The organism is Streptomyces sp. NPDC006283 (assembly GCF_040613325.1).
In the GTDB taxonomy this organism is placed as follows: domain Bacteria; phylum Actinomycetota; class Actinomycetes; order Streptomycetales; family Streptomycetaceae; genus Streptomyces.
The window spans coordinates 1-13,022 of record NZ_JBEXRZ010000034.1 but is presented as its reverse complement, the minus strand read 5'-3'; the positions used below and the strand labels follow the sequence as shown (position 1 = coordinate 13,022).

General features: G+C 71.0%; 28 protein-coding genes and 1 pseudogene. 5 read left to right on the top strand and 24 right to left on the bottom strand.

Going from position 1 to position 13,022, the window contains the following annotated elements:
- Positions 1 to 10: 10 nt before the first annotated feature.
- From ABZ070_RS10255 to ABZ070_RS10215, 9 genes are all read right to left on the bottom strand, one after another.
- Positions 11 to 1,354 (bottom strand): terminase family protein, encoded by a 1,344-nt coding sequence (locus ABZ070_RS10255; protein WP_356631961.1) that lies wholly within the window; start codon positions 1,352 to 1,354, stop codon positions 11 to 13.
- Positions 1,351 to 1,767, bottom strand: a complete 417-nt coding sequence (locus ABZ070_RS10250; protein ID WP_356631959.1) for a hypothetical protein — start codon at positions 1,765 to 1,767, stop codon at positions 1,351 to 1,353. The genes ABZ070_RS10255 and ABZ070_RS10250 overlap by 4 nt, the downstream gene beginning before the upstream one ends.
- 97 nt (positions 1,768 to 1,864) lie before the next feature.
- On the bottom strand, positions 1,865 to 2,335 hold the full coding sequence (locus tag ABZ070_RS10245) for a hypothetical protein (protein ID WP_356631957.1): 471 nt from the start codon (positions 2,333 to 2,335) through the stop codon (positions 1,865 to 1,867).
- Positions 2,336 to 2,495: 160 nt separating this feature from the next.
- Positions 2,496 to 2,903, bottom strand: a complete 408-nt coding sequence (locus tag ABZ070_RS10240; RefSeq protein ID WP_356631955.1) for a DUF6221 family protein — start codon at positions 2,901 to 2,903, stop codon at positions 2,496 to 2,498.
- Positions 2,904 to 2,910: 7 nt separating this feature from the next.
- Positions 2,911 to 3,054: a hypothetical protein gene (locus ABZ070_RS10235; RefSeq protein ID WP_356631953.1), complete on the bottom strand. Its 144-nt coding sequence runs from the start codon at positions 3,052 to 3,054 to the stop codon at positions 2,911 to 2,913.
- Between the two features lie 93 nt (positions 3,055 to 3,147).
- Positions 3,148 to 3,519, bottom strand: coding sequence for a hypothetical protein (locus tag ABZ070_RS10230; RefSeq protein WP_356631951.1), 372 nt, complete (start codon positions 3,517 to 3,519; stop codon positions 3,148 to 3,150).
- Positions 3,519 to 4,019, bottom strand: a complete 501-nt coding sequence (locus tag ABZ070_RS10225) for a hypothetical protein (protein WP_356631949.1) — start codon at positions 4,017 to 4,019, stop codon at positions 3,519 to 3,521. The genes ABZ070_RS10230 and ABZ070_RS10225 overlap by 1 nt, the downstream gene beginning before the upstream one ends.
- A gap of 8 nt (positions 4,020 to 4,027) precedes the next feature.
- The gene (locus ABZ070_RS10220) at positions 4,028 to 4,180 is read right to left on the bottom strand and encodes a hypothetical protein (RefSeq protein WP_356631947.1); all 153 of its coding nucleotides are present in this window, start codon (positions 4,178 to 4,180) and stop codon (positions 4,028 to 4,030) included.
- A 9-nt stretch (positions 4,181 to 4,189) separates the two neighbouring features.
- Positions 4,190 to 5,035: a DUF2637 domain-containing protein gene (locus ABZ070_RS10215; RefSeq protein ID WP_356631945.1), complete on the bottom strand. Its 846-nt coding sequence runs from the start codon at positions 5,033 to 5,035 to the stop codon at positions 4,190 to 4,192.
- Between the two features lie 179 nt (positions 5,036 to 5,214).
- On the opposite strand from ABZ070_RS10215, the gene ABZ070_RS10210 reads away from it, so the two are divergent.
- The 5 genes from ABZ070_RS10210 (at position 5,215) to ABZ070_RS10190 (ending at position 6,709) form a co-directional block, all read left to right on the top strand.
- A complete protein-coding gene (locus ABZ070_RS10210) occupies positions 5,215 to 5,475 on the top strand; it encodes a hypothetical protein (protein ID WP_356631943.1) in 261 nt (86 codons plus the stop codon).
- A 30-nt stretch (positions 5,476 to 5,505) separates the two neighbouring features.
- Complete coding sequence (locus ABZ070_RS10205) at positions 5,506 to 5,685, top strand: hypothetical protein (protein ID WP_356631941.1); 180 nt, start codon at positions 5,506 to 5,508, stop codon at positions 5,683 to 5,685.
- Between the two features lie 10 nt (positions 5,686 to 5,695).
- A complete protein-coding gene (locus tag ABZ070_RS10200; RefSeq protein WP_356631939.1) occupies positions 5,696 to 6,040 on the top strand; it encodes a DUF6233 domain-containing protein in 345 nt (114 codons plus the stop codon).
- Between the two features lie 85 nt (positions 6,041 to 6,125).
- Entirely contained in the window at positions 6,126 to 6,404 is a 279-nt protein-coding gene (locus ABZ070_RS10195) for a hypothetical protein (protein WP_356631937.1), read from the top strand.
- Between the two features lie 80 nt (positions 6,405 to 6,484).
- Positions 6,485 to 6,709, top strand: a complete 225-nt coding sequence (locus ABZ070_RS10190) for a hypothetical protein (protein WP_356631935.1) — start codon at positions 6,485 to 6,487, stop codon at positions 6,707 to 6,709.
- A gap of 46 nt (positions 6,710 to 6,755) precedes the next feature.
- Here ABZ070_RS10190 and ABZ070_RS10185 read toward each other — a convergent pair whose 3' ends face one another.
- The 15 genes and pseudogenes from ABZ070_RS10185 to ABZ070_RS10115 all read right to left on the bottom strand — a co-directional run.
- Positions 6,756 to 7,103, bottom strand: a complete 348-nt coding sequence (locus ABZ070_RS10185) for a hypothetical protein (RefSeq protein WP_356631933.1) — start codon at positions 7,101 to 7,103, stop codon at positions 6,756 to 6,758.
- A 10-nt stretch (positions 7,104 to 7,113) separates the two neighbouring features.
- On the bottom strand, positions 7,114 to 7,479 hold the full coding sequence (locus ABZ070_RS10180; protein ID WP_356631931.1) for a hypothetical protein: 366 nt from the start codon (positions 7,477 to 7,479) through the stop codon (positions 7,114 to 7,116).
- Positions 7,476 to 8,060: a hypothetical protein gene (locus ABZ070_RS10175; protein WP_356631929.1), complete on the bottom strand. Its 585-nt coding sequence runs from the start codon at positions 8,058 to 8,060 to the stop codon at positions 7,476 to 7,478. Before ABZ070_RS10175 ends, ABZ070_RS10180 begins: the two co-directional genes overlap by 4 nt.
- Positions 8,053 to 8,241 carry a hypothetical protein gene (locus ABZ070_RS10170; protein ID WP_356631927.1) on the bottom strand — a complete coding sequence of 63 codons (189 nt, stop codon included), beginning with the start codon at positions 8,239 to 8,241 and terminating at the stop codon, positions 8,053 to 8,055. The genes ABZ070_RS10175 and ABZ070_RS10170 overlap by 8 nt, the downstream gene beginning before the upstream one ends.
- Positions 8,238 to 8,594: a hypothetical protein gene (locus ABZ070_RS10165; RefSeq protein WP_356631925.1), complete on the bottom strand. Its 357-nt coding sequence runs from the start codon at positions 8,592 to 8,594 to the stop codon at positions 8,238 to 8,240. Before ABZ070_RS10165 ends, ABZ070_RS10170 begins: the two co-directional genes overlap by 4 nt.
- 2 nt (positions 8,595 to 8,596) lie before the next feature.
- Positions 8,597 to 8,803, bottom strand: coding sequence for a hypothetical protein (locus ABZ070_RS10160; RefSeq protein ID WP_356631923.1), 207 nt, complete (start codon positions 8,801 to 8,803; stop codon positions 8,597 to 8,599).
- A complete protein-coding gene (locus tag ABZ070_RS10155; RefSeq protein WP_356631921.1) occupies positions 8,800 to 9,414 on the bottom strand; it encodes a WhiB family transcriptional regulator in 615 nt (204 codons plus the stop codon). The genes ABZ070_RS10160 and ABZ070_RS10155 overlap by 4 nt, the downstream gene beginning before the upstream one ends.
- The gene (locus ABZ070_RS10150) at positions 9,411 to 9,740 is read right to left on the bottom strand and encodes a hypothetical protein (RefSeq protein WP_356631919.1); all 330 of its coding nucleotides are present in this window, start codon (positions 9,738 to 9,740) and stop codon (positions 9,411 to 9,413) included. Before ABZ070_RS10150 ends, ABZ070_RS10155 begins: the two co-directional genes overlap by 4 nt.
- Positions 9,741 to 9,756: 16 nt before the next feature.
- Positions 9,757 to 10,071: a helix-turn-helix domain-containing protein gene (locus ABZ070_RS10145; RefSeq protein ID WP_356631917.1), complete on the bottom strand. Its 315-nt coding sequence runs from the start codon at positions 10,069 to 10,071 to the stop codon at positions 9,757 to 9,759.
- Positions 10,068 to 10,859, bottom strand: a complete 792-nt coding sequence (locus ABZ070_RS10140; protein ID WP_356631916.1) for a hypothetical protein — start codon at positions 10,857 to 10,859, stop codon at positions 10,068 to 10,070. Before ABZ070_RS10140 ends, ABZ070_RS10145 begins: the two co-directional genes overlap by 4 nt.
- Positions 10,860 to 10,944: 85 nt before the next feature.
- Positions 10,945 to 11,382, bottom strand: a complete 438-nt coding sequence (locus ABZ070_RS10135; protein ID WP_356631914.1) for a hypothetical protein — start codon at positions 11,380 to 11,382, stop codon at positions 10,945 to 10,947.
- A 38-nt stretch (positions 11,383 to 11,420) separates the two neighbouring features.
- On the bottom strand, positions 11,421 to 11,798 hold the full coding sequence (locus ABZ070_RS10130; protein ID WP_356631912.1) for a VVA0879 family protein: 378 nt from the start codon (positions 11,796 to 11,798) through the stop codon (positions 11,421 to 11,423).
- Positions 11,795 to 12,031 carry a hypothetical protein gene (locus ABZ070_RS10125; RefSeq protein ID WP_356631910.1) on the bottom strand — a complete coding sequence of 79 codons (237 nt, stop codon included), beginning with the start codon at positions 12,029 to 12,031 and terminating at the stop codon, positions 11,795 to 11,797. The genes ABZ070_RS10130 and ABZ070_RS10125 overlap by 4 nt, the downstream gene beginning before the upstream one ends.
- Positions 12,028 to 12,465: a hypothetical protein gene (locus ABZ070_RS10120; RefSeq protein WP_356631908.1), complete on the bottom strand. Its 438-nt coding sequence runs from the start codon at positions 12,463 to 12,465 to the stop codon at positions 12,028 to 12,030. The genes ABZ070_RS10125 and ABZ070_RS10120 overlap by 4 nt, the downstream gene beginning before the upstream one ends.
- 464 nt (positions 12,466 to 12,929) lie before the next feature.
- Positions 12,930 to 13,022: pseudogene (locus ABZ070_RS10115) on the bottom strand (3,4-dihydroxy-2-butanone-4-phosphate synthase); the annotation flags it as partial.

Sequence of the window (13,022 nt, the reverse complement as noted above, 5' to 3'; positions counted from 1 at the left end):
TGCTGCCTCCTCAGGCGACCGCGGCCAGGTTGCCCGCGGGCGCGAGCATGAGATCAGTGAGGGCCCACACCATGGCGTCGAGCCGGTCGGGGGAGTCCTCGCTGGGCACCCACGTCACGAGCTGCTCCTCCAACTCCGGCAGCGACGTGACGATGTGCGCGGCCAGCTGGTCGAACACCGCGGCCACCGGCTCGGCGCGGGTCTGCTTGCCGCGGGTGGCGGTGACCGTGCGGTAGTTCACCGTCTTGTCGATCTGCCGGAGCGTCGTCCCGATCCAGTCTCCGCCGTTGTTGACCTCGGCAATGACTGCGTCGGCCTTCCACGCGTGGTACGCCTGCGCGGCCTTGCGCATGCACTCTTCGGGCGACATGCGGCCGGACAGGTCGTCGAGGACGTAGCCGTGCCTGCGCGGGTAGCCGTTGCGGTCGGGGATGTAGGCCTGGCCGAGCCCGGCGACGACGATGCCCATCTCGTCGGACTCGTCGCCGCCCTTGGCCGCCGGGTCGATCGCGACGACGATCCGCACCATGGGCGGGGCCGCGCCGACGCGGGTGGCGTCCAGCCGGGCCCGCTTCCACAGCGCGCCCTCGATGTCGGTGAGGAGGTCTCCGTCGAGTTCCTGCTTCTCCAGCCGGGTGCCGGCGTACTTCCGGACGAGGAAGTCGCGCATGTCCTGCGGCAGGTGAACAGCGTCGCGTGTGCGGCCACGGGTCATGACGACGTCCGCGCGCTGCGTCAGCTCGACAATCTCGGTGCGGGGCTTCGGGGTGGTGCTCGCGATGTAGTGGGGGTTCGGGCCGATGCGGAGCCCCATCTCCGAGTGTGTGATCGCTTCCTTCAGCCGTCGCTGCGCCGCGACCTCTTCCATCCACACCAGGCACCTGTTGCCACCGGCGCGCAGGCGCTCGATGTCGTCGGGTGAGTGGGCGCCGAACAGCTTGGCCTCGGCGCCGGTGGGCCAGCGGGCGAACGTGCCGCCCGCGGTCGTCCTCAGCGTCACGCGCGGGTCGTGGGCGCGCAGCCCGGACGGGCCATTCACGCAGGCCTCGACGGCGTCGCCCTGCGTCGGGGCGACGATCGCCATGCGGTGCCCGCCCCGCAGACGGGGGTCACAGGCGGGCCCGTTGACGTGCTCCACCATGTACCGGGCGCAGCCGTCGGTCTTTCCGGTGCCGCGGCCGCCGAGCTGCAGCCACCAGCCCATGGTGGGGATCTCGTCGGGCGGGACCTGCCACGGGTACGGCGTCCAGCGGTTCCACCGTTTCTGCCACAGTGCGGCGCGCAGCTCGGATTCGAGGAGCTCCAGCTCGGCCGGCGACATGGCGGCCAGGCGCTCGTCGAGGTCGGCGGTCACAGCTCGGCCAGCTCGGCGGCGAGGGCCTTCACCCGCTCGGTCATCTCGTCGGTGACGGTGACGTTCGCGCGGACGGGGGCGTACAGGCCGAGGAGTTTGGCCTCGTGGTCCATGGCGCGGACGATCGCTTCACCGGCCTTGGCCGAGTTGGCGTCGCCGCGGAGGACTACGGGCATCAGGCCGTCGATGATCTGCTTGCAGGTGGCGAGCTGGCCGCCGACCATCTCGCCGAACGCCTCGGACGCTTCCTTGTGGAGCCGAGCCCTGCCGCGCTTCCACGCCTGGTGCGTGTTCTTGACGTCGGCGCCGATGCGCTCGGCAATCTCACGGAAGGTGAGCCGGTCACGGGTGTAGAGCAGGACGACTTCGTCCTCACGCTGCCGCGCGATCTCCTCGTTCTGCTTGGTCGCCATGCCCGTACCTCCCTGGTGGGGAAGGTACGAAAAAACGAAAGATCACGATCTTGGGGGCTGCAACTTACGCAAGCCGCAGCCCCGTCGGCTGCGGTGGTCAGCAGCCGTCGAACCGCCACGCGCCGCCTTCACGCGCCCACGGCTGCTGCTTCTGATCGAGCATCGGCACGGAGTACGTGTACGTCACGCGCGCCAGATCGCCCGACAGCTGGTCCACGGCGAACGTCTTGATCTCCTGCTGGCCGTACTGCTTCACGGCCGCCTCGACAACCGGGCCGTACACCTCGATCGGTGCCGTCGCCTGGCAGCGGTTCGTCATCATGCCGTGCGCCTTCTTAGTGTCGGCGGCGAAGTAGGCGTCGGAGTAGGCGCGGACGGCCTGCTCCAGTGCCTTCGCGGTGGCTTCGTCGGCCGGCGATTGGCTGTCGGTCGGCTGCTCGGTCTGCTCGGTGGCGGCGGTCTGGCCAGGCTTCGGCGAGGCGGTGGCCGGCGGGTTGTCCGACTCGGTGGAGCAGGCGGTGAGGGCGAGAAGCAGCACGGCGGCGGCCGCGGCGGTGGTGTGGCGCATGGTCCCCCCAAGGACGTGGCGGTGATGAGAGGGGGCCAGGGTACGGCGAAGCCCCTGCCGACGGGGGACCGTTCGGCAAGGGCTCCGGTCTCAGCAGCGCTGCAGCCAGCAAGCGCGGGTGGGATGCATCCACGCTACGCCGGGGCACTGACAACGGTTGTTACCGCGGGGCCCACGTGGACTGGTAGTCGCGGTGTCCGGAGTGCAGGGCTGCCAGTGCTCGTACCGCGATACCGAGCCCGACGGCTCGCCCTGAGGCGAATGACGGCTCTGGATCGTCCGTGTCCAAGTCGGCCACATCGGCATACGCCTCCACCAGGGAACGGTCGGCCGCAACGCGGAGCAGAGTGCGCTCTGGGTCGTGAGTTCGGATGTGGTCCGCGTATCCCGCGTCGGTATCCCCGGTGATGGACTCGTCCTTTCCGTTGACGACGCAGGCTCGATCTGGGTTGTTGGGCTCATCGGACGCCGAACTTGCGTACCAGGCGGGGGATTGTCCTTCGGCCCACCGCGCCAACTGCTCGTCGTAGTCGAGCCGTTCACGAACGAACTGCACCAGAGCATTCATGTGCCGATCATCCCTTCTTCGGCGTGCCGGGCACAGGCTTCGGCTCGGCCTGCACGTAGCCGCCGCGAGATGCGGAGTACTCGCGGGAGTGCGGGTTGTCCGGGGTCGCCTGCTTCTCGTCGCGGGCGGGCATCGTCTTGCGCAGTGCCATGATGGCGGTCCTGTCTCCTGGTTGGGATGGGGACCGGGGCGGCCGATGTCTTGGCGGATGGCGGCCGCCCCGGGGTCTGTTGAGCTCGCGTGGTCAGGGCTGCGGGTGTTCCTCGCGGACTGGATGCAGGATGCAGCCAACCCCTTCCGCGATCGGCACCACTCTCGCGACTTCGGCGCGCTCAACTGCGAGAACGTCGCCGGAGAGGCCAGCCCCTCTCGGTGGGGGAGTGGCGGACGAATCGGACAGACGCCACGCTGCGGCCACCCACACCAGCGGCACGGCGTACACCAGGACCGGGGCCCGGACGATCAGCGCACCGACGAACAGCGCCCCGCCCCCGACACCCACGATGCGGCCGAGCGCACCCCAGCCGGTCGGGGAGTCGAGGACGTCGCCGAGCCCGTACAGCAGGCGCCCGGTCCCGGCGGCGAGCCGGTGGCCGGCCCTCGCGGCGCGGCCCATCACAGGACCGCCGTCAGGCCGAGGCCGAGCAGGTTCGCGCCGGACGCGAGGGGCACCGCGGCTGCGCCTGCGACCGCGCCGGACAGGCCGAGGCAGATGCCGCACAGGATGCCCGCGGCGAGCTTGCCGTTCGGGACCTTGCCCGCGAACTTCCACAGTGCAAGGAGGGCGACGGTCAGCAGGATGACGACCGCGTGCCCGCCGTTGGTGAGCGCCATCTGCGCGGCCCGCGTGACGTTCTGCGTGCCGCCGCCGACACCCCAGACGAGGGTCAAGTCGCCGAGCCCGTTGGCTCCCCACAGAGCGATGTCCGCGGCTGCGCCGAGGATCCCGCCGGCCGAGAGGATGAGGAGCATGCCGTAGGCGAGGGCGAGGAGGAACGGGGCCAGGGCGGCGGGGCGCTTCTTTTCCTGGAAGACCCAGCGGATGAGGGTGGTGGTGAGGATGGCGAGGCCGACGACGACGCCGCCGAGGGTGACGAGGTTGTTGGTGATGTTCACGGGGGTCCTCAGTGGAGGATGGCCACGCCGAGCGCGGCGAGGGTCAGGATGAAGGCGGCTGTCCCGGCGATGAGCGGGACGTCGTGGGCGGCGACGACGCAGAGGGCGAGGAAGCTGCCGAGGACGGCGAAGGCGAAGAACACGCCGAGGATGGCGAACATGACGCGGCCCTACGCGGTGCGCGGGGTGATCGCGGGCGGCAGTGCAGCGAGGTGCGGCTCGTGCTCCTCGACCTCGGCGCGCAGGACGCCGCGGATCGTGGAGTCGCCGACGACGCCGTGCCCGGCTGCGCGGAGGGCGTCGCGCATGGCCTTGGTGCCGGGCCGGGTGCCGTCGGCGTACAGCGGGCGGATCACGGCGCAGCGCGGGTCTCGGTACGTGATGAGCGCGGTGGTTTCCTCTTCGGCGGGCGGCAGCTGCGGTGCCGGATTCTCCGTCGGCGGCGGGGTGACGACGCGCTCGACGACGACTGTCCTCGGCTGCTGTACCGGGTCCAGGACGTCGAGCCGGGCACCGACCGCGCCGCGCAGTGTCTGCCACGACCGGGCGGGGAACATGACCCAGCCGAGGAGCGGGATGTGCGGCATGCGTTCGGCGATGAGTCCTCGGGCGGCGCGCTGCTCGTCGCGGACGTCGCGGCGGTGCAGTTCGAAGAGCAGCTCGACGGCGCCGGAGATGGAGGCGAGGCCGCACCCGGCGACGAGGCCGCCGATCTGGCGGCCGTGGCTGAAGTTGAGGGCGCCGGAGACGACGACGAACCCGGCGATGGAGAGGCGGGCCAGGCCGGCGGGGGAGCCGCGTTCGATGGCGCGGCGGGCGTACTCGGCGCAGATGAGGCCGGCCAGGTCGAACATCAGGGACAGGCCCCAGGCGAGGCGGGGGTCCATGCCCCAGGCCGTCAGCTTGCCGCTGATGGACCATGCGGCGGCGGCGAGCATCATGACGAGGACGAAGAACCAGGCGGCTCGGATGGGGCCGCCGATGCGGCGTGCGCGGGTAGGCTGCTGGTCAGCCATGGAGGTCACTCTCCGGTGGTCAGAGGCCCGTTCGGTGTTAGCGCACCTGCGGGCCTCGTTCAGTTGTAGGGCGTCGTCGGGGCGTCCCGACGGGCCCAAGGGGTACCCCTTGGATCCAGAGGGTACCCCTTGGGCGGCGCTGTGTGCAGACCTACGCTCCGGGCGGGGAGGTGTCGCAGGTGGCGGGTGAGGTTGAGCGGGTGCGTGAGGCGCTGCGGGCGCTGGAGGCGATCCCGGATGCGCTGGATCGGGCGGCCGCATGTACGGAGCTGCTGCGCGAGTGGCCGGAGCTGCACCGCCTGGTGGCGGATGTGCGGCAGCAGGCGGTGCTCACAGCGAAGGCGCAGAACGTGACGTACCGCGCGATCGGCGAGCGGCTCGGGATGACGGGCGAGGCGGTCGGGCAGATCGCGGCAGGCCGGGGCCGGGCGTCGTCGTAACCGTTGACCTGCGTCGTCGGTTGTCCGGGCATGGATCTCGACGACCTCCTCGACACCCCCGGCGACCGGGAACCGCTGCTCACGATCGGCGAGGGGCACGCCGTGCTACGCCTGTTGCAGCCTGTCGCCGACGAGGGCGGTGAGGATGCCGAGGCGGCCGACGAGCTGATCATGCGCCTCGCCCGGCGACTCCCGGAGCCCCCGACCTAGAATCGAATATGTGTCCGAAAACGTGTCTCGTCTCGAGCGGCTCCGCAGCGTCCGCGCCTGGCTCGCCTGGCAGCTCCGCCGCGTAGACGAGGACATCGCCGTCGAGGAGCGCGCCGCCGCCCAGGCCCACCGGGCAGCGGAACATCGGGCACGCATGGCCGCCGAACCCAGCTGGTGCCTGTCCTACGACATCGGCGCCCAGCGGCGGCCCATCGAGGTGCACGTCGGCGGCTGCGGCATGGCGAAGCGCACGAAGACCGTCAGCCGGGAGCAGGCACTCGAAGCGATCACGACGGGCGGCGTGGAGGCCTGCGCCTTCTGCCGTCCGGACACAGAGCTCGGTGTGCTCGGCTAGAACGGCGCTCCCGGATGCGAAGGTCCGCCAGTCGGGTGACCCTGGTGAAAGTGCCCTGACCCCCCACACACCAGGGAGACACGTGATGATCCAGAAGCTGCACGAGAAAGGCCTCCGCAGCGAACACGCCTACACCGCAGCCTTCGCGTCCATCGGCCTGTCCATCGCCACCTGGGCCCTATCCCTCAACGCCGAGCCCGGCGCCGGCATCGCCCGCGCCGACCGGTGGGGCATCTTCGTCGGCGAATGGGCGCCCACCTTCTTTGGCCTCGGACTCGCCCTCTCCCACTATGAGCAGCAGGACGGCACGCTCACCGCAAGCGTCCACCCGCTGCATCAGCATCAGGAGCAGCAAGCCATGTAGTGCCAGCGTCCGCCCCGTGAGGGGCGGGCGTTCTGCTGCTGGGAGATGCGATCCCACCAGTACCAGCGCAGCATGGACAGATGAACGGCGCGCCGATCGTCGTCCACCGGCTGTCCCCGAGCGGCGGCCGGCGCGTCACCGTGCGCCGGGGCGAGCGGGACGAGATCCTCGGCCTGGCCCACAACGATTACGACGTGGTCGTGTTCCTCGAGCAGGCGGGGATCTTGGACCCGGAGCCGCTCCTCGACGATCCGACGTGGGTGGAGTGGCGGGGCGGCCGGGCGCACCAGTGGGGCGCGGCGTGACGACGCCCCGTCGTCCGGCATAGGCGGCGGGGCCAGGTCGCTGCGATTACTTGGTAGCGATGCGACCGATCATCCAGGAGTCGACTGCCGAAGTGCGCACGCGCATGAGGCCGCCCTTTGTCGGCAGGGGGCCCGTGCCGAACATGACCTTGCCGCCGCTCATGTGGAGGTACTCCTCGCTGTCGACAATGCTGGCTTCGCTGCGGAAGTCGACGGCGAAGTCGGCGGCTGATGTGTCGCCGAGCTCGTCAGACATCGTCTTGAGCCAGTCGTCGCGAGCCGCGAGCTTACCCGTGATCATGGCGCCGCCGACCATGATGGTGATGTCGAGAAGGGCTCCGGTCTGGTTGACGCGCTTGATGAGTTGTTCGAGCAGCTTGTCGCTTTGTCCCATGGGCGGGAACCTACCTTTCAGCACGGACAGTTGAGGCTCGGTTGCAGGTTCTGGTCGGGCGGTACAGCGGTTCGCGGGCGAGGAGCGGCCGGAGGATGTCTAGGGCCCGCTCGATCGAAGGCGGTCCCGGCGGCTCGTTCAGCCACGCGAGGATCCCACGCATGTCGCCGGTGCCGTAGCCCACGATCAGGTCGGGAGGACCGTAGTGCGGGCCCTCGGCGCAGTCTCGGTGCAGCACGGAGAGCGGGTCGTCCGGGGGCGGCGCCACGGGCTGCATGGCGTGCTTCTCCTCGATGGTGATGCGGGTGATGCCGGACAGCTCGGTCCATCCGTCGCCGTCTCCCAACCAGACACGGGGGTCGCTTAGCTCGATCACGGCTGCTCCGCGGTGGCCGGCTGGGTGAGGACGGCGCGCCAACGCTGGTAGTCCTGCGGCGCGATGGGCTGCTCGTTGGCTTGGTAGAAGGCGCACTTCCCGTTCACCAGGACGGGGGCGAAGAGGCCGAGGACTTCGCGGAGGGCGGCGGCCAGCTGGTCGCGCTGCTCCTCGGCGGCGCGAGCCCGGTCGCTGAGCTTGGCGTGTTCGTCGACCATCTCGTCGATGGTGCGGAGGCTGTCGCCGTCGAGCCACCTGCGCAGGGTGTCGCGCTCCAGTTTCGTCTCTCGCCACTGCCGGTTGCGGAGGCTGATCTGCGCCCACAGGTTCTGAATGGTGGTGGGGTCGCCGCCGAGGGCGAGGATGCCGGAGCGGAGGGTGCGTAGTTCGGTCTCGGCGATCTTGACGCGGCGGCGGAGGTAATCCCGGGCATTCTCGGACCGGGTCAGCTCGGCGCGTGCCTCGGCGACACCTGTCGTCTCCCCTGCGTCGACGGGTGTCCTCATGTGGTCGGCGATGCGTTGGAGCTGCGTTCCGATCTCGACGACGGCGGCGGTCAGTCTGCGGTACGGGTCAGGCACGGTGGTCCTTCTTCCTGCGAGCGAGGGCGCGCCTGGTGGCGCGGTTCGGACGGGACGTCGGGGCGTCGTCGTCTGCGTCGTCGTCGGGGACGACGGTCTCGACGACGACGAGGCGGGTGTCCCACGTGATGCCGGGGCGGCTGGCCTTCTCGCCGCGCGGGGTGGATGAGGGGCCGGTCATCGCTGCTCGGTCTCCTTCTGTGCGCTACGCCGCGGCATCGGGGTGTAGTGCTGGACGATTCCGGGGCGGTCTCCCACCCCGGCGTCTCGGTCGACGCAGGGCGTGCAGTGGCCAGCGCCGACCCAGAACAGGGGCTGACGGTGGAAGCCGGCGGACTGGAGAGCGCCGTCGGGGCGGATGCCGCCCCACCGCCACCACCGGGAGTCCATGAGGTCGACGGCAAACACGACACGGTGCGTGGACTCGGGGCCGCGGCCGTGATGCCACATGCACGGCACTTCAACCGCGGGCGCGGGGACGACGGGCTGCGAGGCCGGGGTGAGGTCGAACAGGGCAAGGGACTCTGTGATCACGGTCAGCGCTCCTCGGTGATCCGGGCGCGGAGGGTCGCAGCGGCGTTCCGTGCGGCGGCCGCCGGGTCGACGACGGGGCGGGCGGCACGTTCAGCAACTCGGGCTCGTTCGCGGCGGCGCAGCCTCGGCGGGTACATGAAGTGGCCGAGCGGCAGGCCGGCCACGATGACGACCAGGAACACGACCAGAACGGCCAGGACGGCGCTCATGACGCGAGCGCCAACGGTCCAGCAGCAGCCGCGGCCTGCGCGGCCCGTCGCGCTCTGCCCTTGGGCCTGTCCGGCTTGGTAGCGGACGCACGAGCCTTCGCGGCCTTGCACGGTCCGCACGCCTCCTCACCGAGGCGACGGTGGGTGTCGTAACCGCGCACGGACCCGCCGGCCGCCAGCGCGTGCTCGACGGCGAGGACGGCCCGCCGCTGCTCCTCGATGCGCTGCGCCTCCGCGGCCTCGCACACGTCGCAGGGGTCAGTGAACTTCCGGTGCTGGCCGATGGCCTGCGCGGTGCCGCAGGGGTGCCGGATGCGGCCCTCGAGGTCGACCCACCAGCCGTTGCCGCGTCGGAGCCGGAGCCTGTCGGTGGCGGTGAGCCCGCCCCAGGTGCCCCAGTCCTCGCGCTGGTCGATGGCCCACGTCTGGCAGTCGAGGAGGAGCGGGCAGGTGTGGCAGAGGCTCTTGGCGGCTTGCTCGTCGTCGGGGATGCGGGACCAGAAGAGGTCGGGGGTGGCGGTGCAGGAGGCGCGGCCGAGGGTGAGGAAGTCGGGCAGCAGCTGGTTCATGGCCGTCCTCTCGGGAGGGTTGGCGGAGGGGGTGTTGGTCATGCGGCGCGGCGGTCGAGGTCGTGGATCCACGCGGCGCAGACGGCGGCCACCTGAACCAGCTCGGCGCGCAGCTTGGCCGGGTCCGTCTCGGCCATGACCTCGCGGCACTCCTCGTCGAGGATGCGCGCCCACGTAACGTCACCTCGCTGCGCGGCGAGCTCGCACAGGAACCGTGCGGAGTCGCGCATCAGGCGGGACGTCGGGTCGTTGCTGGTGCCGTCGGGGTGCTTCTGGTCGCCGAACTTGGCGAGCTGCGCCTGGCGCTCGGTGTCGATCGCCTCGGCGAAGGTCTTCACGCCGGGGGTGGTGAAGAGGGTGGGGTACATGCGTTGCTCCTTGTGGTCAGGCGGCGTTCGTGGTCTGGGAGCGCCAGCGGTAGACGGTGCGGGGGGTGACGCTGAAGATGCGGGCGATCTCGGAGGCGGGGAGGCCGAGGGCGCTGAGGGTGAGGCCGGCGGCGCGTCGTTCGGCGGGCCGGAGGCCGGGAAGGGTGCGGCGGTTGCTGACGGCGGCTTCGATGGCGTGCTGGTCGGTGGGGGTGTGGGGCTGGTGGGGGTTGCCGTGGCGGTAGAGGCGGCCGCGGTGGGTGTCGCAGAGGGTGCGTCCGTCTTGCGGGGTGCGGGGGCAGTTGGTGATGCGGCAGCGGTGGCGGATCATGACGCGGTCCTCTCGGTGCAGTGGGTGTGGGTGGTGCGGCCGGGTCGGGGGACCATCGGGGTGTGGCAGCGGGCGCAGCGGATGAAGTCGGCGGGCGGCTGCTCGTGGTGGTCTTGTTCTTGGGCGGAGTCGATCTTTGGGGCTGGGGAGCGCCCAACAACCTGAGGTTTGAAGACCACCCCGGCCGCGTCATGGGAAGACTCATGGGTAGTACCTGGGTTGTTCGGGTCGCGGTCCCCCGAACCATTCGGGTCGCGGGGGCCCGAACCCATACGGGTCGCGGGGGCCCGAACTTCTTCCGGCTCCGGGGCATCAAGTTCGGGTCGCGGTCCCCCGAACTGGTTCGGGTCGCGGTCCCCCGAACTTTCGGTGTCCGACTGCCAGGGAGCGGGGCCCTTCCCGGACGGCCGGCGGGTGCTCTTGAGCGACGACTCGGCGGCGGCCCAGTCCGGTGACGGGTCGACCATGAGGACGTACAGGGTGGGCTTGCCGCGGCGCTGCTCGCCCTTGACGGTGATCACCCCTGCGGCGATGGCGGCGTTGATGTAGCGGCGGGCGTCCTTCTCGCTGGCCCCGGCGGCCTTGGCGATGTCCTGGATGCGGATGGGCTTGTCGGGGAAGCGGAGTTCGCCGTTGGCGTTGGCCATGGCGCGGAGGGCGTAGAGCAGGGTGAGGAAGCCGCGCCGGAGGGCGGTGGGCATCTCTCGTGACCAGCGCCAAGCGAGGGCGTTCCCGTACGCGTTGGGGACGCTCCCGGCGGCGCGGGTGGCCTGCTCGTCTGTGCTCAAGGGGGTCTCCGACGTCGGCGTGGTGCGGGTCGTCGTCCGGGGCGGGGCTCGGGGCCGGCCGCCCCGGACGGTGAAGCGGGGTGGGTCAGCGGACGAACTCGGCGCGGCGGCGCTCTTCGGCGGCGCGCTGGTGGGCCTTCCACTCGGCCTCGGTGGGCTTGTCGGCGGTGAGGTCGGCAAGGTCGCCGTCCGGGCGCTGCGGGCCTTCGCCGATCTCGTCGAACGTTCCGTCCATGCGGCGGCCGCGCCACATGGCGCGCTTGGCCTCGAGCAGGGCGGCGGCGTCTTCGTTGGTGCGGGCCACTTCGCAGCCGGTGACGCGGACCTTCACCTGCGGGTCCTTCTCTTCGCCGTCGGCGTGGCCCGTGTAGGACTTGGAGGTGAGTTCGACGATGGCGACGACGACGGTGCCGGGCTTCTCGAACAGGCCGCGGCGCTGCTCGCTGGAGAGGCTGTTCTCGATGAACCCGGCGGCGCTGTCGAGCTTGACCTCGGGGGTCTGGTGGGCGGGGAGCTTGGGCATCGGGATTCCTTCCCGGGTGTGGTGCGCGGGTGGGTGGGTCAGACGGACGGTGCGAGAGGGAAGCCGTAGGCGGTGCGGCCATTGGGCAGGGCGATCTCCCACGGGCCGGAGAACAGGCCGTAGGCGACCCAGGTGCAGCCCCGTCCCTTCCAGGCCTCGTCGGACGTTTCGAGTGCGCCGAGGGTGCGGCCGATGCACTCCTGGCCGACGACGTCGGAGGCGATCACCGCTTCGCCTGACGGGTGCTGGCGCGGGTGGTCGGCCAGTGCCTTGGCGAAGTCGTCGCCGTTGGCTGTGTCGCCACAGGACGGGCAGATGAAGGCCCACTTCAGCGGGTCGTCGCCGAAGCGCTCGCGGGCCTCGGCGAGCAGCTCGTCTTGGGTGAGCTTGCGGTGTGTGCTGGCGGTGGTGGTCATCCGAGTTGTCCGTTCTGCTGGTAGGCGTCGGCCGCTTCGCGGGCCTGGATTGAGAGGGCGTCCTCGGCGCAGACCTTGTGTGCCGGGCTGCGCTTCGAGTCGCGGAGGTTGGTAGGGAAGCCGCAGTAGCGGCAGGGGCGTTCGTTCTGGGACCAGTGCGAGGAGTCGCCCCAGTCGAGGAGCGCGCCAGGGGGCGGGGGAGGCGGTGCGCGGCGCCGACGGCGGCCGGTCACCCCGCCGCTCCGAAGATCGCGGCGTACGTGGCTTCCGTCCGCTGCCGGATCACACGGTCTTCGACGCAGTGCGGGGAGACACACAGCTCCCGGTCGCAGGCGCTGGTGACCTTGCCGACGGGCTCCCGCTTGTGCCGGATCTTGAACGCGATCCGGTAGGCAGACATGTGCTTTCCGCCGTGCCGCATGCCCGGGCAGCCGTCGTTGCTGACGCTGCCGGTCCACAGCATGTGCCCGCCCTCGACGAGCTGGACGCGCCGCCAGAACAGGTCCTCGGCGCTACCGGCCGCCCGAAGCCCGGGCTTGGCCTTCGGCAGGCCGAGCGCGGCGCGGGCCTTGCTCACGCCTTTGTGGTCCACGTGCAGCTGGCGGGCGATGGCCCGGTCGGGGAGTCCGGCGCGGAGGAGCTCGGCGACATCGGCGCGGATCTTCATCGGGCCACCGCCTCGTAGCGGAGGGGGTCCTCGTCGGGCGCCAGACCGCGGATGACGAGCACCAGCTGGCCGCCGGGGCGCTTCTCGCCGAGCCGCATGTCCGGGCCGAGGAGGCGGGTGTGGTCGTCGTCGTCGAGGAGGCCGGCGTCGACGATCCCGTCCACGGCGGCCTTGAACGAGCCGTACCAGTTGGCGGGGTCCCTGCGGCCCTCGGTCGGCGGGTGGAGGATGCCGAGGACGTGAGCGCGCTGGAACAGCGGTCCGGGTTTGGCGGCGGCGAGCGCCTCCATCAGGGACGGGCATTCGCTGACGGCTTCCATGGCCGCGGCGCGGATCTTGCCGGTGTACTCGGCACGGCGCTTGTAGTGGAGGCGCTGGTTGGAGTTGAGGAGCTTGAGCCGGGGGCGGAGGGTGATGACGTACGGGGTGTTGGCCCCGGCCGCGGCCGGGCGGGTGGGCAGCCCGGCCAGCAACTGGAGGGTGGTGGCGCGGTCGGCGGCGGAGATGCCGGTGGTGACGCCGTAGGCGGGTCCGGCGTCGACGGAGACGGTGAAGGC